Origin of the sequence: Enteractinococcus helveticum (assembly GCF_001657475.1) — a bacterium.
In the GTDB taxonomy this organism is placed as follows: Bacteria; Actinomycetota; Actinomycetes; order Actinomycetales; family Micrococcaceae; genus Yaniella; species Yaniella helvetica.
The window spans coordinates 41,714-61,022 of record NZ_LXEY01000012.1; the positions used below are offsets into that span (position 1 = coordinate 41,714).

Below are 19,309 nucleotides of genomic sequence, written 5' to 3' on the forward strand. Positions count from 1 at the left end.
ACCTATCAATGCAAGCCGGTGCATCTACGCTAGGGGACGCGTAGGTGCACCGATCTGTGCGTTCTATTTGATTTTTTCACCATCGCGAACTTTGTAACTGAGAAGGCGAGAGCACATGTCGGGTATCGGAGGCAACGAACCTACCGGCTATAACTACACGGCGGCTGACACGCTAAAACAGCGCGCCGAATCGTTAGCGACCCTGCTTGAAGATCAAACAAGCTCTCGTTCGAGCCTGGTGTCCAAGGCGATGGAGGAGTTCCGCGGTTACTTCTCGGAAGTTTTTGAAAACAACGCCGATATTGCAGCGCGTGGTCGCCAACAGCTGGCGTCATCCCTGCGCAGTCTTGCGGGGTTTGTCCAAGAACTGCGCGATGCCGCCGAAGCTGAGGATCAGCGTCGCGAGGCGGCTCGCGCCTGGGAGGAGCGGCAGCGCCAGCGCGAAGAGGACTGGTTTGCCGGGACCATCCACGAGATTGGCACGTTTTTACGTCTGGTCGAAGACGACCCAATGCCACCGCCGGCCGAACCCGCACCGAACCGCACCGCACAGACCGTGACCGTTGCAGGCCGCGAGATTCCGGCACCCGTGGGTGGGTCATCGACGTCGTCGGCAGTCCCGGCGGATCTGCGAAGCTTCCAGACCGGAACACAAGACCTGGATGCTGAGCTGGGCTCGCCGTTCCGCACCTTTGACGCCGCACTAACCGACTACATCATGATGTGCAACGGGCGCTGGGGCAACCTGGACGCCCAATCGCTGGTGGCCGCACTGCGCGAGTGGTTCGAGGCCAACAGTCAGGACGCCGAGTGGGCCGGAGAAGTCGCCGGGGCGTTTGAGGCCGCCGGTGGCCAGGGCGTCATCACGGTTGCCGACGCTTCGATCAGCGCAGCACTGGCCTCCGCCGGTGTAGATGTGCACCGCGATGACTTTACAATCGGGCCGTTCACAGCAATCGGTAGCCCACCAACCACCGGGTTCGCCGATGACCCGGTCAACACCGCCACCGGTAACTTTTTGGAACCCGAGGTTGACCTGCGCTTCGCGGGGGCCGCCGCCTCCTTTGAATTCACGCGCATGTACAACACCCACGACACCCGCCTCGGCGTGTTTGGGCTGGGCTGGTCCTCGCTGCTCGAAACGCGGCTGGAAGTTGACGACGAGGGTGCAAGCTTTGTGCTGGCCGATGGCCGCCAAATCGAATTCCCGCGCATCGGGACCGGCTGGGACCGCGGCATCGGGGAAAACTTCTGGCTCGAAGAGGTCAACGCGCAAGACTTTCACACCGATCTGGGCGTGACCACCGGAAAGCTGCTGGTGGTCACCAATAACACCGGCGGCTGGTGGGCCTTCACCCGCGCTGGCGCCTGGTTGGGCAGGGGCAACGGCCCCGGCACCGGGATCCGCACATTCCGCGATGACGCCGGCAATATCACCCGGCTGCTGCACGAGCGCGGACGCTGGCTGGATGTTGAATATGCTCATGATCGGGTCGTGAGCATTCACGCCTCGGATGGTCGGCGCATCGAATATCTCTACGACGCCGCGCACCGCCTGACCGGGGTGACCGATGCGGTGGGCACGCGCACCTACCGGTGGACTGACACCGGGCTGATCGACCAGGTGGTGGCCGCCGATGGCACGGTCGAAGCCGAAAACTTTTACGACGACAACCAGCGTGTGATCCGCCAGCTGACCCCGTACGGGCGCAGCGTGCGTTATGCGTATCTGCGCGGCCGCGTCACCTCGGTTTCCACCGACGACGGTACCGGGGCCAACACCTGGATCGCCGATCGCAAAGGTCGCGTGGTTGGCATTATTGACGCCGAGGGCAACCGCCAATCCATGGCCTACGATGCCAACGGCAATATTGTGTCGACGACGGCGCGCGACGGCCAAGTCACCGTCCACGCCTACGATGCCCGAGGCCGCAAGATCCGCACGGTCACACCCGAGGGTGCTGACATCACCTACGGCTACGATGAGCACGACCGGGTCACCACCGTGGTCAACGCCTCGGGTGGGATCGTCGAATACCTTTACGCCACCCAAACCGACCGCTCGCCCTCGATCATCATCGACCCGGCAGGCGGTCGCACCGAGCTGACCTGGGCCAACGGACTGCTCACCCAAGTGGTTGATCCCGAGGGTGTGACCCTGCGCTACAGCTACGACGCCTCTGGTGATCTCATCGGTGTGACCAACGCGGCCGGGGACACCGCGCAGCTGATCCGCGACCACGCTGGACGTGTCACCCAGGCCATCACGCCGCTGGGCGCGCGCACCACGTATCGCTACGACGCCCGCGGCCTGTTGATCGCCCGTCAAGACCCCGACGGTGCGATCTGGCGCTACGAACACGGCGCAGGCGGTAACGTCACCGCCATCATCAACCCGCTGGGCGCACGCACCGAGCTGCACTACGGGCCAACCGGCGAACTGACGACGACGATCGACCCGTTGGGCCGGGCCATCACCAAAGACTTCGACGAATTCGGCAACGTCGCCAGCCTCACCCTGCCCGACGGCGCCCAATGGGCCTTCACCCACGACGCACTATCCCGTTTGCGCCAGGTCATCGACCCGGCCGGCGGCATCTGGGGTCGTGAATACGACGCCAACGGCCACCTGGCCGCCACCGTAGACCCAACCGGCATCCGTGCTGAAGTCACCCGGGCCCGCGCTGATGGTATTGCCACCATCCGCAACGCGTTTGAAGAAACCACGGTCGACTCCGATGAATTCGGCCGCCCCATCCGGGTCGAAAAAACCGACGGCACCCAAGAACTCGTCACCTATGACCCCTGCGGGCGCCCCGTTGAACTCGTCGACGCCAACGGCGGGCTCACCACAATCCAACGCGACCTGGCCGGGCGTATCACCGCCATCACCACCCCAGCCGGGCGCACCACCCGTTACGAATACGACGCCTGCGGCCGCCCCGTGGCCGCCATCGACGCCGCCGGTCAGCGCACCACGTTAGTCTATGACGCCGACTCGCGCGTCATCCAACGCTTCAACCCGGTGGGCGAACCCACCACTATCGACTACGGCCCCGCCGGGCGCGTCATTGGCGAATGCACCCCCGGCGTCGGCGCATCCCGCTACCGTTACGACAAAGCTGGCCGCCTGGTCGCCGTCCAAGATTCCTGGTCCGGCCAGCGCCGCTTCCGCTACGACGCCGCAGGCCAACTCATCCAGGCCATCAACGGCGTCGGCGGAATCACCCGCTACGAATACGACCTCCGCGGCCGCGTCACCAAAATCATCGACCCCACCGGCGGCGTCACCGTCCGCACCTACACCCAACTGGATAAGGTCGACTCGACCACCGACCCGCTGGGCCGGGTGACCACCGCAACCTATGACCCTGCCGGCCGTCAAATTTCCCAAACCGACCCAGATGGCAACCTCACGCAGTGGACCCACGACGAGGCCGGCCGTGAAACCGGCATGCGCCTCAACGGGCGCTGGGTAGCCCAACTGGTCCGCGATGAACGCGCCCGCACCGCAACCATCCGCGACTTCACCCGCGACGACGGCGAAACCACCCACGTTTTGACCTACAGTCGCTTAGGTCAGCTCATCGAACGTGCCACCACCGGCCCCACAGCCTCGCAGACCACCCGCTGGGAATATGACGCCGACGGCGCCCGCACCGCGCTGATCGACACCGATGGTGCCCGCATCGAATACCACCGAGACATGCTCGGGCGCATTACCGGCATCATCCACCCCACCCTGGGCGACATTAACGTTGCATATAATGCCGCCGGGCGCATCATCGAATCCCGCGCCGGCGACCAACTGCAAACCTGGGAATATCATCACGGCTATCCGGTGGTCCACACCCTGACCGACCCCTCCGGCGTCACCGTCACCCGCATCACCCGCGATATGGACGGCCGCATCACCCAGATCGACGGCCCCGAGGGCACCACGGCCTATACCTACGACGACGCCTGCCAGCTGATCGAATCCTATGGCCCCGCAGGTGGCCGCGCCTGGACCTATGATCTGGGCGGACGTCTGATACACGAATACGATGCACGCGGCCCCCGCATGCTGGACTACGATGCCGCCGGGCAACTGGTCACCGTGACCGAACCGGACGGCTCAGTCACCGACTACGCCTACGACGGCCAGGGCCGCCGCATCCAGGCCGCCAGCGCTCAAAACACCGTGCACTATTCGTGGGACGCTCGCGGTTGGCTGGCCAAGATCACAAACGACGACGCCGAACCCACCAACCTGTGGGTCAATGCCCTGGGTGAGCTGACCGAAGTTAATGACACCAGCGTCCAGTGGGACTTGGCCGCCTCAACGCCCACGACCATCGGCATTGATAACACCCCGATATTCAAAGCCCCCGGTGGGCTGACCGGCGTCGGAGACCAGTGGGAGAGTGCTACCTGGCGTTCTGCTCGTGCCACCGACGTCAACGACCCGTGGCACGTGCTAGCCGCTGCTTCGCAGAGCGAAAACGACCTGCCGGGTGGCATTGGACTAACCGCCGATGGTGGCATCGAAGTCGCCGGTCTGGAATGGATGGGCGCTCGGGCTTATGATCCTGCGGCACGCGGATTCCTGTCGGTTGACCCTCTTGCACCGATCACCGGTTCCGGTTGGACTGCGAATCCGTATTCGTATGCGGGCAATGATCCGCTACACTCCATCGACCCTCTAGGGTTATCCCCGGTCTCTGATGCTGATCTGCAGTCCTATGCCGATGGCCTGCAGGGCCCGCTTGCTAGCGGTTTTAGTGCGGCCTGGGACTGGACCAAGAGCGCTGCCGGATCAGCGTGGGACTGGACGAAGAATAACTGGGAATACCTTGCCGGCGGTGCCGCCATCGTGGCCGGTGGAGTGCTCATGGCGACCGGTGTGGGCGGACCAGCCGGCATGATGCTGATTGCCGCGGGTGCGGATACGGTCATCCAGAAAGCCACCACCGGGGACGTCAACTGGGGTCAGGTCGCTATCAGTGGAGCCTTTGGTGGACTGGGTGGTGCCGGCCTTGCGTCGATAGCAGGCCGTCAGATGGCTGGCAATGCTGTCGAAGGTGCAGTGGAGAGCGTTGCCTACGCAGCAGCCGGTGGTCAGCCGTTGACCCCAGCGACGCTGCTTACCACCGCAGCAGAAGGTGCAGCAGTCTCAACAGTGACGGCCGGGGCATTGAACAAACTTCCATCCGGCTCAGTGGGCCGTCTTGATGCAGTACCACCGAGACCTGTAGCTGGTGAAACGATTTACCGTGTCTACGGCGACGACGCGCTTCCTGGAGGAGCTTCCTGGTCACCCGTGAGCCCGGCTTCAGTGCCAAACTACCGGGACGCTGCCGGGCTGCCTACAGGCCGCGCAGAATCTGGAGGTAGTCTTAATTCGGGTAGATTCGTTATAGAAGGCCGGTTGATGGATCCTGACGCAGTAGTCCTTGTCCGCGACGCCTTACCTTTGGACGGTAATCGCGGAGGCATCCCTGAATACATTATTCCAAATGGTCTCGATAACGGAGCAATCCGGGTCGTACGAGTCAGCGGTGTCAACCCAGAATTTTAGGTTAGTTGAATGTCTGCTTTTTATCTCTCATCAATGGACAGCAAGCGATTCTCTGGAGTATTTCATTGTGAAATCAAGGAAAGATTTCGCCTAGAAGACGGCCGACCTGCGCTTCTTGTAACCTGCGATCCTCCCGTGCTTGGACAAGATTTGAACGCTCCATTCGGCATAAGCGAGCTAGTACTCGTGAATCGTTTCGACGGCGATGATATTTGGAGCCCGGCGAGATTTCCCTTTTTCGTATATATCTGCGACGCCGATCGTCCGGATAATGATCCGTCATCACTAAGTATTCTCGCCTGGGGTGAGATTTATAAGACAGAAGATGACGCTCGCAACCACCGTTTTGACCCCTAGAGCACCGGCCGATAAGCTGTTTCGCGGCCTGGCCAGATCGACATCTCAGAGTCTGGGGAGAATTTACGCCGTATCGAAGAGGAAAATAGCAGCGTTTATTGGGCTGAGCACAGGCGTGATAGTCAGTTCGATATTTTGAATTTACGATTCTGAACCGCCACTTCTCCAAACGTTGCAAGGAGCTCTTTATATCAATCTCACCGGAGCAGTCTCAGGCGATGCAACGCTATTTGGAGAAAGTACGGGAGTTGCTGCATGATGCCTCCGGGTTCATTGCGCAGGACTTGCTCGTGGAATCTCGTCGGTTGGTAGACCACGGGGAGGCTCCGTTAGGGGTGGTCCAATTGGCGTGGATAATTCATGACGAACGGATTTTAGTTCCGGAGTCGATTATTCAACGGTCCGTGAATACGCTGATGACGAGGAAGACTTCCCGAACGATTTTTACCAGTACATTCTTTGAGACAACAGTTCGACTTCGTTTGAACAGCAACGTCAGCCTCGTAGATAGGGAGCGTTTCATGAACAGAGACTGTATACCCGAAAGTTCATATCTTTAATTCGCACGAGTACGGATTTCAGATAATTTTGGAGTGCTACAGTGCATAAGAATCAAGTCTGTGATTCGCATTTATGCAGAGTGTGTGGCTTTTATTCGACGGAAGCACCCTGGGGCAGCAGCGGGATGGATCCTTCATTCGATATTTGTCCATGTTGTGGAGTCGAGTGGGGCTATGAAGATGCAACACCAACCGCGATTATGAGTTACAGGAACGCCTGGGTCGCTTCTGGCGCTCAGTGGTACGACGCTTCAATTGTCTCAGATGGCCTATCGCTAGGGGAGCGACTTAAGCGACTTGATAAGTCGTAGAGTCCAAGTTCTTTCGGCTTTGACTGGCGATAGACAGTCATTCCCAGACCAACTATGAGAAGTCACATCTTCAGACAAAGGCAGGAGAGGTAAGGTAGATGTCCAGAAATACAGCCGCCGACTCGCAATTGCCGCTTGTGGGCGCTCACGTGGCGTTTATTGGTGTAGATCTTCAGATAACCTTGCGATTCTCCAATAACTGTGTTGTTCGCTTAGAGTCAGCGTTTGCCATTTCCGGCGCCGGCGACAGTCAGACCATTATTGACCCAGGAGGCGATAAAGCTCGATTCGTGCCAGTTCTCAAACTGCACGGTGAATTAGTGGAAGCTGCCCACATCAATGACAATCAATTGGTCCTGAAGTTTTCCAATGAATCCGTGTTAGTGGCTGGACCCGACGAGGATTACGAATCCTGGAGTTACACCGGTCCTGAATCCACACCCACGCGAGTTATCGCTATGCCAGGTGGCGAACTTGCCATATGGCAGTCTGACGAAGACGTTTAGTTCCTCTAACAGATTTGGGATGCGGACTGTGATGGACTTCTACCCCGCCGAGAATACTGCTTTGGACCCCTATGGCGGGAAGCGCACAACCAGGCCTCCATGCTGAGAGTTCGGGAACTAAAATCATAACCAAACCCGACCTGCTCGCAAACGCCACCGGCTTGCTGGTCCCTGTTGACAAGTAGATGAGATTGGATGGGTGCATGGAAATGGATGCATCTCCACCGTATAGCTTGGTTCGATATTTTAAGGAGCACAGCCTTCCTCAGAAAGGTTGGCGCTATCTCTTTCGGCCCAGTAGGGCGTATCGCTACGCGGTGCTTCACGACAACGAAACCCAGGAAATCGTCGATTCGAATGGTCTCAGTGACTTTTTAGGCCTTGGAGCGAACGATTCTAGGGTCGATCTATATTTCTGTCGTAACCGCGCAAGGGCGGTCCTGGAGTCGGGAGATACCGAATCGTGGATTGAGTATCCAACGGGGCGAGCTGTGAAGAACCCGCGGAAAGGGCAGGCTCAGATTGCTGGTGATTTTTCGGTTGGACAACAGCATTTTGTGCCTTACCTGTTGACACTGAAAACTGCTGACTTCCAAAAGTTCCTGGCAGATTCGCAACGAGCGGGACAGACGGTTCGGACGGTGCGTGGAGACAAAATGCGCAACAAGTCCGCCCTGTTTGATGAGTTCAGCGCGGCATTCCAATTCCCTTTGCACTTCGGGGAGAATTGGGACGCTTTTTATGATTGCATCTCAGATTTACAATGGCTAGAACCCAGAGCCGACTACATTATCGCGATCACACAGCCACAAGAATTGCTTGCCGACGCTCACCTCGATGACCTCATCGTGTTTCTCGAGACTCTCAAAGATACACACGCCAGGTTCACCGCTCCACTCGAACACGACGGCCTTCGGTCCGAGCCAGTCCCGATTCACGTTGTAGTCATCTCGGAAGATACCGAAAACCAGCGCCTCGATCAGTGGGAGAGTATTCTTAAATCTTCTTTTCAACGGCCGGAGGGGTGAGAGTTAACCGTGAAACCGCCCAACGCCTCTGACAGCATGCTGGAAACTGCACAGGCGGCACTTCCGTTGCAAATTACCCGTGCAGAGCTTGGGCCAGATCCAATCCTGTTACTCAGCGGACCAGGCTGGGCAGCAAATTTTTCCTGCGATTGGAGCTTGGAAGGCAACGGACATCGGATTGACCGGAACTATAGCGACGGCAATATTCTAAATGATGCAGCGGAGTGCACCACACAGGATCTAGAGTTTCTCATAGACCAACAGATTGAAGCAATCACTTCAAATGCGCAGATGATCGACCCGATATTCCAGATCTCTGGCGGTATTGAATTGAGGGTGCATGCGGAGACCGATATTGATCCGTGGGTCTTGGGATTGCCTGGTATCACGCTCGTGGGGATTGCGGACAAACCGCAATGATAAGCGTGTCTCACTATGAACTGCCCGCGTGCAAACTCGTTCTGTCTATGACTTGGTCTAATGTAGTCTTCTCATTTTGTTCATATTTGTAGAACCGCATATAACCAAAACTTTCATGTAATTCCGTTATACTCGAGCGAGTGCCTCATCTGGCGGCATTTGTCGTTTTCAAAAGACACATTCGTCATGGCACAACATCACACCGCATAATTCGAGGAGGAACCCGTATGTCACGGGTAGGGCGTCTCGTTCGAGGGACCGGAATATTAACTATCGCAGCGTTGGGATTATCCGCCTGCGGTGACACGGGCTTCGATCAATCTGCAGCAACCAAGGTCATCCAATCCGTGGATGTCAACCTTGATCCAGCCGGTGCGATCACCGAGGTCGCCAGTAACGCGGTGTATCTCGATGAACTCTCGGGCAAATCAAATAGCAATACCGACGACTACACCGTCGACGAGGTTGTCGAAGATCTTCCGGTCCGGGTCTCCACCCAGTACACGACCGATGATGACAGCGGTTCGAACCTCGAGGACCTCGAAGGCCACACCGGTCGCGTGGAAATCGCGGTGACCGTCGAAAACCTCACCCTGAACTCCACGGAAGTAACCTACGATGTCGCCGGTGAATCTCGTCAGTCTTCAGCGCTCGTTGGCACGCCGCTGAGCGTGGCCGGTTCCGTTGAACTTGAAGACACCACCGCCAGCAATGTCGTGGTCGACGTCGAGTCCGACAACACCACCAACGGTGTGGTGAGCCAGACGACTGACGGCGATGCCGTGGTCCAGTGGGGCACCGTCCTTGCCCCGCCACAGTCAGAAGCAACCACTACGTTCCGGTTAGTCGCTGACGTTGAAGACTTCTCCACCCCAAAATTTGATCTGGCCGTACAGGCCGGGTTCCACACCGACATGTCGTTTGAGGGCATGTTGACCTCGACGTTTGATACCAGCGCCAGCTCTGAATACGCGATGCAGCAAAAAGCCATCGAACTGGTGGCTGATATTAACGAAGTCCTGACCCGTGCTGGTACCACTATCACCGAGATTCGTCAGAACCTCGACCACACCACTGACACGTTGGGTGTCGACGCCGCACAACAGTTGCGTCAGAACTCCGACGACATGGTCACTGAGATGCAGCGTGTTGGAGAACAGCTCACCGCGCTGGAATCCCAGGTCGAAGGATCGATGAGCGGTGCCGAAACGGCAATGAACTCGCAGCTATCTCAGATCGTGGCGTCCATGAACGGCATGATGGGCAACACCGAAGCCACCGCGCCAAAGCTGGTGACCGGTCAGGGTTGTGCTGCCACTGTTGAGGACGCTGAATCTAACGGTTCGCTTTACTCGACCTTCTTGATTCTTGGTGCACAGCTTGATGGTTATGCAGCAGCCAACGCAGAATGCCGTGACGAGATTGTTGCCGGAATCCAAGACACGTTGGGGCCAGAAGTCCCTGATCAAGAAGTGTGTAAAGAGAATGGTACGTCCATTACGTGCGTCCTGTTTGCTGCTGAAAAGTCTGTTCTTTCCTCACTTGATGATTTGGTCGCGGAAGGGCAGCGGATTGCTGATGAGCTCGAAAACACATCAGTTGATCCGTCCTGGACCACGAACGAGGAGATAGGCACGAAGCTCGAAACAATCGGTGCTCGCTTTGATGATATCTACGAGGGCCTGGACGAGATACTCGAGCCTAGTGAGGAAGTAGGGAACGCCAAGACTCCACAGAAGTCAAACGCTTCCGGAATCCCCAGCCCGTTCTTGGAAAATACCCAAGATGACGGCGAGGGCTCCTCAGAGGACGAGAACAATAATGAATTAAAAGTCTCCGATAAAAAACCTGACGCAGACGAGCCTGTTGTCACTTGGGATGAGCTGACCGAAGCCATCTCGAGCGCACGAACAGACTTAGAAGGGCTGCAAGCTCTCATGCGCACCAACCGAGACGATGCTCTCGAAGACCTCAAAGAACATGTCACGGTTGTACGAGACGACCATGATCGATTGAGTGACGAAGCTGATGCACTGAGTGATCACTACCACGAGCTAGCGCAAGAAATCTGCCGTATGGAACTCCCTGAAGCAGCTGAGGACGGCGGTGAAGAAGGGGCGATTGATGATCGAAATCGTCTCAGCATTCAACTGGTTGGCACGGACTGTGATGACGCTGTTCCAACTGGCGTAGAGGATATTTCCTTGGATGAGCGCGCCAAAGCTCTTGTTGAGGACTCGGTCGAAGAGCATGCAGATGGTCTTGTAGAGGAACAAAAAGCCCACTGGGATGCAGCATTGGCCCACCTCAATGCCGACAACGAAGAATCAGCGGTCGGAACATTGCTGGCGACACTTACTCAACTGGAAAAAGACATCCTCGCAGTCCAGACACAAACTGCAGAAGATACAGCTCAGCAAATTGCAGAGCACGAAAAGCGCATCGAGCAAATCGAAAACGAAACGAAATCAAAGGTCAAGCGGATCAAAGAAAAGGCCCGTGACAAAATTTCGAAAGTCAAAAAGAATGCTCGAGACGAGATCGATCGTATCAATGCTGAAGCCGAAGAAGAGATCGAACGCGTCGAAACCGAGGCGGCAGACGAAGCAGATCGCATCAAAGGCATAGTGACGGGTCTCCAAGAAAATAAAGACAATATCGTCGAGCTAGCTGAAAAGGACCAAACAAAACTCAAGGACCAGATCGAAACACTTCAACGCGAACTCAAAGAAGAACTTCCGGACCAGATTGAAGCGGCCTTTAATGAAGTGACTGCTGAGACGCGAGATCAGTTGCCAGACGATATTGACCAGCAGGTCCGTGTCGTGACTGATCGGATCAACAACGCACAGGATGCAGTGGTTAACTCTTATAACACCACGATCTCGGGTCTGGCGACGACTTCGGACGCCGTCGTCAATGACACAGCGGCTCAGTTGAATGAGCAGAAAGCCTCGCTCGAAGAGCAGCAGGGTGCAACTACTGAGGCGCTGAATAAGAGTACGACGAACGTTCTGGAATCGATTCACCAGTCCACGACGTCGTCGACTCGTGATCTCGAAGGTGCCTCGGCCCAGCTGGGCGCGAGCTTGACCAACGTGATCCTGGACCTGGGTGATCCGGACATTCAGGGCTCGGGTATTCTGGGTTCGATGTCGGCTAGCTCGGCGATGTCGGATACCGCGGACTACCAGCTGGCGTTGGCATCACAGCGTGCAGCAGGCTATGCGAATGTGCGCTCGGAAGATATCGCAGAGATTATGCTGCGCCAAGCACAGTTCTCGGCATCGCTGGAAGCTGCTGGCAACCTGCCGGTATTCCACCTTGATGTGCCATCTGGTGCGCGCACCCAGACAATTTACGCCTTCCACATTGGCGGAGACAGCAAATGAGCCATGCAGCTGAAGAACTCGGCGAAGAAGTCATCGCCGAGGAAGAAGAAACCGAGCCGAAACGCAAGAAACACCTTGGGTTGCTACTCGGGATCTTCGCCGGAGTCGTCATCGTGGTACTGCTGGTCGGATATTTGGTGCGTGCCAATGCTGATCAGGGGCCAGACCCGGTTGCGGTGACCGTACCGATCGCACTGGCAGAGATGGCTCCGCCGGAGAACGCAAAGCTCGGCGTGATCATGACGCTGGGTTCGGGCGAAGCCGAAGGATCGCAGTGGCATCAGGCTGCTCAGGGCGCCGTCGTCGCACAAGAACGCATTCGGCTGGGTGGCAACGACGTCGAACTGATTGCCGAAGACGACCTTGGCACGGCATCCGGCGGTGTGGATGCCGTGGATAGTCTGATCAACCAGGGCGTTTCGGGGATTATTTATGCCAGCGCGGGCGATCATCTGCACGATGGGCTCAAGGCCGCCACGGATGCCGGTGTGCCGGTGATTTTGCCGTACGAAACTGCGCCCGATGGTGTGGAGCGGGTGTGGTCGTTGGCACCGGCAGCACAAGACACTGCGGATGCCCTGGCGGCCAAGGTTGCTGAATTCGAGCGGCCTGTGCACATCAACGCGGGTGAAGAACTGCCCGATGGCGTGGATGTTGACGATGAATTGTCGTTCAACGCCGAGACAAATATCGATGACTTTGCCGAAGACATTGCCCTGCGTACCGGTGCTAACCCGTATGGCAATGGTGCGTATACGGGTGGGGGAGAAGACGAACAAACACCGCCACCCGTGGCACAGAACCCGGCGGATGCCGTGGTGGTTTCTGGGCCGGCGGCCATGCAGGCCCGCGTGGTGTTTGCGCTGCAGACCGGTAACGTTTCGGTGCCGGTGATTCTGACCGATGCTGCACTGAGTCCACGGTTCGAACAGACGCTATTGGAGCTGGGCGGTACGGTGTCGTCGAATCTGCGCACGATCGGTGTGTCGGCTGACGACGGTATGGCGCTGGGTACCTCCGGGCAGAGCCGGGCGATGTCGGCGTTTTTGAGTGCTAACCGCCAGTTTGCGGGCAATGAGGAAATCACTAATCTGACCGGGGATGCTCCACTGGCCGAGACCGCGGCGGTTGCCGATACGCGCGGCCACGATGCAGTGCTCGCCTTTGCTGAGGCCTTGAATGTTGCCGGTGGTACTGACCCGGCCAATGTTGCCGAGGCGCTTGGCGGTTTGCACATGGTGGCTGGTCACGGCATTGCCGGACCGGCTCTAGACTTTAGCCAAAGCCATGCCGTGGATGCGGCTGTAACGGTACTCAATGCGTCGTCGCAGCGCCTTGGTTTGCGCCCGGTGCACGGTGAAGTCTCGGATGCGCTGGTGTGGATCAACCAGCCCTAGTCAGATAGTTAGGATGCGGTATTGCGGATTCTGCTCGACCTCGATGGTGCAACACAGGTAGTCAACCTCAACGGCTTCCAGCCGCAGGCGACCCTTGCTGATCTCACGGAATCTGCGCTGGGCTACCGCCTGGCAGACGACGACCGACTCTACGTTGACCAGCTGCCGGTGACCGGGGAAACCACACTTGCTGACTGCACGATCCTTGAGGGATCGGTCATCTCGCGGAAAGCCCCCGAGAAGACCGGCAATATTGCCGGGTGGAACGTCGCGGTGTCCGGTGGATTCGCCGTCGGGAGCGTCGTCGTGGTGCCGGAGCACCGTGCGCTGGTGATTGGTCGAGCACCCCAAGCTGATCTGGTGCTGCCCACCGAAAGCGCCTCCTGGCACCACTGCACGATCGAGCTGACCGATGATGGTCTGATCATCAAAGACTCCGGTTCCACCAACGGCACCTACGTTGACGGTGTCAGCGTTGACGAGGACGGCACGGTGGTGACCGAGGCAGCCACGGTGCAAGCCGGTGGCGCAGTACTCTCCGTGGAACCATTCCGCCATGATCCGGTGGCGCCGGCTCCAGGGTCGCTGAAGAACCTGACGCCTGCGGCCACGGCACCGTTTAACCGACCACCGCGGCCGGGCTTGCCGCCCAAGCCTGAGGCCGTTGAGCCGCCGGCACCCGAAGAGGTCAACGACCAGGCGCGCTTTAGCCTGGTGACGATCATCGCGCCGCTGATCATGGCCGGTGTGCTCGTGGTGGTGCTGGGCAACCCGCGGTTTGCCCTGTTTGCGCTGCTGAGCCCCATGATGGCCATCGGCATGTACTTTGAGCAGAAGCGGCGTCGCAAAAAGAATCTTGAGGCCGAGGAAGAGCGCTTCAGCCAGGCCATTCAGGACTTCGACGAAGAGCTCACCGAGGCGGCGGCCACGGAAATTCAACGTCGTCATGAGCTGATTCCCGACCCGGCAACCGTCATGCGGCGGGTGGCCCTGCCGTCCACGCTGATGTGGCAGCGCCGCCCAGATGCGACCGACCATTTGTATTTGCACGCCGGGATCGGCGATATCCCGTGGCAGCCGGAACTGGATGACCGAGGCTCCCAGAAGTATCACGAACGCGTGCGCAAAGTGTTAGACGCCAGTCAGCTGACCGCAGCACCCGTGTTGGTGGACCTGAATAATGCCGGGGTGGTTGGCATTGTGGGGGACCGTGAGGGTGCGCTGGCCCTGGCGCGCAGCTTGGTGATGCAAGCTACCGTGCACGTGGGACCCGCGGATCTGAGCGTCGGGGTGTTTTGCGATAACGGGCGCGAAGACGTGTGGGACTGGGCTGCCTGGTTGCCGCACACCAAACAACCCGGCACTTCATCTGGTGCGCACTGGATGGCGAATCAGCGTGATGCCAGCGATGCGATGCTGCGCGGACTGTTGGACAACATCAACGGGCTGCCAACCGACGGGCTGATGCTGGTTATTGATTCCGAGGTGCTGACCGAGGGCCGGAACTCGCCGGCGCGTGACCTGTTGGGCCACGGCCGGGACCACGGTGGGGTGCGGATTTTGCGTGCCGATGAGAAGAACACGCAGGTCAGCGGCATTGTTATTGCCACGACCACCGATCAACTGCCGGCCGCCTGTACCACGGTCATTGAGGTGGGTCAAGATGCCTCGGCCTCGGTGCATCACCCCGAAAACCTCATCGATGTGGAAGACGTGACCCTAGCTGGAGTGAGTCTTGAGGACGCCGAGTACTGCGCACGCCGTCTGGCCCAGTTTGAGGACCCGGAACTTGTGGTGCCCGGAGCCGCACTACCATCGTTGGTCCGGCTTCCCGAACTGCTGGGCGTTGAGGACCTCAACGCCCAGACGATCCAAGATCTATGGCGCTCGCCCGGGATGTCTGGCCCGGTGGGGGTCAGCGAAAAGGGCACGGTGTTTTTGGACATCGTCAAAGATGGCCCGCACGGGCTGGTCGGTGGGACCACCGGTTCCGGTAAATCAGAATTCTTACGCTCCTTTATTGCCGGGTTGGCTGCGCGCAATAGCCCCGAAACGCTGAGCTTTATTCTCATTGACTTCAAGGGTGGGGCCGCGTTCAAGGCCGCCGAACGACTGCCGCACACCATCGGTACCATCTCGAACCTTGATGAGCAGCTGGCCGACCGTGCCCTGCGCGCCCTGGAAGCCGAGATGGAACGCCGTCAGCGACTCTTTGCCGAGGCCGGCGAAGACATCGACAACCTGCCCGCTTACTTGGCCACGAATCCGCCGGAGCCGCTGCCGCGCTTGTTGCTGGTGATTGACGAGTTCGCGATGCTGGCCAAAGACTTCCCGGACGTGTTGGCCTCGTTGGTCAGTGTGGCCGCCGTGGGCCGTACCCTGGGTGTGCACATGATCCTGGCGACCCAGCGCCCGGCCGGTGTGGTCAACGAAGACATCCTGGCCAATACGAACCTGCGTGTTGCGTTGCGTGTGCAAAGCCGTGAAGACTCCTCGAATGTGATCGGGGTGCCGGATGCGGCCAGCATTGAGCGCTCCCAAATGGGACGCGCCTACATCAAACTGGGCCAGGACGACATTACCCCCGTCCAGACCGCCCTGGTGACCGGCAAGGCCCAGGAGCACGTGTCCGAAAAGGTCGAGATCCAAGACGTGGGGCTATTTGGTCAGCTCGTGCCGCGCAAAACCGCAGCACCGAAAGTCTCCAGCAGCGACGAGAACGATTTTGACCTGCTCATCGACGCCGTCATTGCCGCCAATGACGCCGCCGGGATTGCGCCACCGCGCCAGGTCTGGCCCGAGGCACTGGGCGAACGCGTCCGCCTCGACGGGTATGCGGCCGACACCGAAAACGATCCACAGGACCGCCCGGCTCCGGCCGTGGGCGGTGTGCACCGCGGCGTGGTGTGCGTCGCGCTGGCTGATGAACCCGATCTGCAACGCCAGTCGCCCACCGGCTGGGACATGCACGAAGGCAACCTGATGCTCATGGGCGTGCGCGGCAGTGGTACGACGACGACCCTGGCCAGCATCGGGCTGGCACTTGCCGCAACCAGGTCGCCTCAAGAACTAGACCTGCTGTGCCTGGATGTGGGCTCGCGCGGGCTCGCCGAGCTTGAGCGCCTCCCGCACACGGTTGCCTACGTGGGTGCCGGGCCGGGGGCTAAGGAACAACAGGTTCGCTTCATGCGGTTTTTGCGCACGGAGTTCAACCGTCGTCGTGAAACCGGCGTGAAACAACGCGATATGGTCATCCTGCTCGACGGACTGGCCACGTTCAAAGACGAATTCACTGACTTCGAGGGCCAAGAACACCTCGAAACTCTCTACCGTGTCTACGCCGATGGGCCCGCGGTTGGCATGCACTTTGTGGTCACCACCACGCGCGCCAAGGCCGTGCCACCGGCCATGGATGAAGTCACCACCCAGCGCTGGGTCTACCGCCTGGCCGATGCCTACGATTACTCAGCACTCGGGGTCAAAGGCAAAAACGTGCCCGCCGATGTGCCGGGCCGCTGTGTTGAAATCAACACGCTGCTGCAAATGCATATCGCCACCCCGGATGAGGGCTTCGAAGCAGCAGTGACCGAAGCCGCTGCACGCTGGGCCGATGCGCCCGCCAAAACCGATGTCATCGGGGTCCTACCCGAAAACATTGCCGTCAGTGCCCTGGCCTCGCACCTGGATCTCACCCGGGAGCCGCTGCGTATCCCGGTGGGCATCAGCGAAGACACCCTGCAACCCAGCGTATTAGAAGTCTTCGAAGAAGAACATATTCTGCTCGCTGGGCCTGCCCGCAGCGGGAAATCCACGCTGCTGTGTGCCATCGCTGAGCTGCTGCTCAATGCCCCGGCCGACCAGCGCCCTGCCGTCTGGGGCATTTCTAACCGACGTTCCCCGCTGGGCGACCTGCCATTGGATAAGATCGCCGAAACCCCCGACGACATCCCCGGCATGCTGGCCCTGTTGCGTCTGGAAACCGGCCCGGTCTTCCTGCTCATTGACGACGCCGAACGCATTGATGATGCCGACCAGTCCATCACCGGACTACTGACCTCTACCAAGCCCCGAGTCTGTGTGGTTGCCGCCGGGCGAGCTGGCGATCTGCGCTCGCAATACGGCCACTGGACCAAGAAACTGTCCAAAGCCCGGTGCGGTGTCCTGTTGCAACCCGAGGTTGATTTCGACGGCGACCTACTCAACGTCAAGCTCCCGCGCCGTGCCCCGGTCGCCATGACCACCGGACGCGGCTATGCCGGTGTCGGCGGATCAGTGGCGCTGATCCAGTCGATGAGTCCAACCGACCAGGTCGAATCATCTCAACCATCGGTTGAGGCACAAGCCAAGTCTTAGTCGTGGAAAGTCCGCGGCTCAAAAAGTGTTCTAAGGAGAACTCATGACCATCACTGCCTCTTCGAAGAAACTCGCAGCCCTGGCGGTTCTGCCATTTGCCGCAGTGCTGACCCTGTCGGGATGTGGGGAAGAAGAAGCCACCGAAACCTCGTTCACCCAGGAACAAAACGGTGTCGAGATGACTATGACGTACACCCACAAGGGTGATGAGGTCATTAAACAGACCACCAGCAACGTCATTGACTACGAAGCAGCCGGCTTGGCAGATAAAGAAGAAGCTCAAGCCCTGCTGGACCCAATGGTGGAACAAGCTGCTGATATTGAAGGCTACGAGCAGTCCATCGAATATGGCGAAACCTCAGCAACTGAAGAAGTCAGCATTGACTACGAAGTCGTTGATATGAGCCAGTTGGGTGACGTGCCTGGGTTTGAAGGCTCCGCCGACATGGAAGATGCCGACTACATCAGTTTTGAAGAAAGCCGGGAACTGCTGGAGCAACAAGGGTTCACCGAAGTCGAATAATACGATGTGACGCTGACGATCCACACGTCGTCACTTATAGCGGGGAGTCTTTACCAGAGGGCTCCCCGTTTCACATTGTTGACAGCTCTTTCAAATTCTTAAGAAAACCAAGTGGGCGTCGTGCTAGAACCGCGACGCCCACATGTGTTCCAAGGAGAACTCCCCATGACTATCACTGCATCATTGAAGAAAAAATTCACCGCCGTGGCAGTGCTGCCCTTTGCTGCGGCTCTGACACTATCGGCCTGTGGCGATTCTACGAACGACGCCTCGAACGTCAATATTGAGCCGGTTGAATCCCAGGCAGCACCGAGTGAAACTAACATTGAGCCAGTTGAGACCACGCCGGAGTCACCTGCGGCCGATGGTGAAACAACCGAAACCGCCTTTACTCAAAACCAAAACGGTGTGGAAATGACGCTCACCTACACTGCAGTCGGCGACCGGGTTGTCAAACAGACGACTCGCAACGTGATCGACTACCAGGCAGCTGGGTTTGGCAGTAAAGAACAGGCCCAGGAAGTATTCGACCCGCTCATGGAGCAATCCGCCGGCGTCGAAGGCTATGACCAGAGCATGGAATACGGCGAGACCTCTGCAGTGGAGGAAGTCAGCATTGACTACCGAGTCGTGGACATGAGTGCGCTGAGCGATATCCCAGGCTTTGAAGGTTCGGAAAACATGGGCGCGGCCGACTTCGTTAGCCTGTCGGAAAGCCGCAAATTGCTTGAACAGCAGGGTTTCACCGAAGTTGAATAGGGCTTGCTGTCGTCCTACGACGGTAAGCATGGTGCTGATGATGGGGAGTTTTTGTGAGGAAACAAAGACTCCCCATTTTCAATTTCAGCTGTCCCAGTCACGCGTCGGATGCCTCTGGAAACGCAAGTCCTTTCATAAGACTG

Annotated in this window: 10 protein-coding genes; all 10 read left to right on the plus strand. The window is 58.5% G+C overall.

The window, feature by feature from the left end:
- The first annotated feature begins 115 nt into the window (after positions 1 to 115).
- The 10 genes from A6F49_RS03915 (at position 116) to A6F49_RS03960 (ending at position 19,166) form a co-directional block, all read left to right on the plus strand.
- Entirely contained in the window at positions 116 to 5,560 is a 5,445-nt protein-coding gene (locus A6F49_RS03915; protein ID WP_043057100.1) for a DUF6531 domain-containing protein, read from the plus strand.
- Positions 5,561 to 5,569: 9 nt separating this feature from the next.
- Complete coding sequence (locus A6F49_RS17645; protein WP_150119377.1) at positions 5,570 to 5,917, plus strand: hypothetical protein; 348 nt, start codon at positions 5,570 to 5,572, stop codon at positions 5,915 to 5,917.
- A 969-nt stretch (positions 5,918 to 6,886) separates the two neighbouring features.
- Positions 6,887 to 7,294, plus strand: coding sequence for a DUF6188 family protein (locus A6F49_RS03925; RefSeq protein ID WP_052504710.1), 408 nt, complete (start codon positions 6,887 to 6,889; stop codon positions 7,292 to 7,294).
- A gap of 203 nt (positions 7,295 to 7,497) precedes the next feature.
- Positions 7,498 to 8,322 carry a barstar family protein gene (locus A6F49_RS03930; protein WP_052504711.1) on the plus strand — a complete coding sequence of 275 codons (825 nt, stop codon included), beginning with the start codon at positions 7,498 to 7,500 and terminating at the stop codon, positions 8,320 to 8,322.
- 9 nt (positions 8,323 to 8,331) lie between these two features.
- Positions 8,332 to 8,742, plus strand: coding sequence for a hypothetical protein (locus A6F49_RS03935; protein ID WP_043057102.1), 411 nt, complete (start codon positions 8,332 to 8,334; stop codon positions 8,740 to 8,742).
- A 227-nt stretch (positions 8,743 to 8,969) separates the two neighbouring features.
- On the plus strand, positions 8,970 to 12,134 hold the full coding sequence (locus A6F49_RS03940; protein ID WP_043057103.1) for a coiled-coil domain-containing protein: 3,165 nt from the start codon (positions 8,970 to 8,972) through the stop codon (positions 12,132 to 12,134).
- A complete protein-coding gene (locus tag A6F49_RS03945) occupies positions 12,131 to 13,531 on the plus strand; it encodes an ABC transporter substrate-binding protein (RefSeq protein WP_052504712.1) in 1,401 nt (466 codons plus the stop codon). The genes A6F49_RS03940 and A6F49_RS03945 overlap by 4 nt, the downstream gene beginning before the upstream one ends.
- Before the next feature lie 21 nt (positions 13,532 to 13,552).
- Positions 13,553 to 17,884: an FtsK/SpoIIIE domain-containing protein gene (locus A6F49_RS03950; RefSeq protein WP_043057104.1), complete on the plus strand. Its 4,332-nt coding sequence runs from the start codon at positions 13,553 to 13,555 to the stop codon at positions 17,882 to 17,884.
- A gap of 43 nt (positions 17,885 to 17,927) precedes the next feature.
- Complete coding sequence (locus A6F49_RS03955; protein ID WP_043057105.1) at positions 17,928 to 18,407, plus strand: YehR family lipoprotein; 480 nt, start codon at positions 17,928 to 17,930, stop codon at positions 18,405 to 18,407.
- 165 nt (positions 18,408 to 18,572) lie between these two features.
- The gene (locus A6F49_RS03960) at positions 18,573 to 19,166 is read left to right on the plus strand and encodes a YehR family lipoprotein (RefSeq protein ID WP_052504713.1); all 594 of its coding nucleotides are present in this window, start codon (positions 18,573 to 18,575) and stop codon (positions 19,164 to 19,166) included.
- Positions 19,167 to 19,309 lie beyond the last annotated feature (143 nt).

What these genes read in the sequence shown, in the direction of transcription:
- A6F49_RS17645 (WP_150119377.1), top strand. Translation starts at nt 5,570, where the DNA reads ATGTCTGCTTTTTATCTCTCATCAATGGACAGCAAGCGATTCTCTGGA.
- A6F49_RS03945 (WP_052504712.1), top strand. Translation starts at nt 12,131, where the DNA reads ATGAGCCATGCAGCTGAAGAACTCGGCGAAGAAGTCATCGCCGAGGAA.
- A6F49_RS03915 (WP_043057100.1), top strand. Translation starts at nt 116, where the DNA reads ATGTCGGGTATCGGAGGCAACGAACCTACCGGCTATAACTACACGGCG.
- A6F49_RS03930 (WP_052504711.1), top strand. Translation starts at nt 7,498, where the DNA reads ATGGAAATGGATGCATCTCCACCGTATAGCTTGGTTCGATATTTTAAG.
- A6F49_RS03925 (WP_052504710.1), top strand. Translation starts at nt 6,887, where the DNA reads ATGTCCAGAAATACAGCCGCCGACTCGCAATTGCCGCTTGTGGGCGCT.
- A6F49_RS03940 (WP_043057103.1), top strand. Translation starts at nt 8,970, where the DNA reads ATGTCACGGGTAGGGCGTCTCGTTCGAGGGACCGGAATATTAACTATC.
- A6F49_RS03960 (WP_052504713.1), top strand. Translation starts at nt 18,573, where the DNA reads ATGACTATCACTGCATCATTGAAGAAAAAATTCACCGCCGTGGCAGTG.
- A6F49_RS03955 (WP_043057105.1), top strand. Translation starts at nt 17,928, where the DNA reads ATGACCATCACTGCCTCTTCGAAGAAACTCGCAGCCCTGGCGGTTCTG.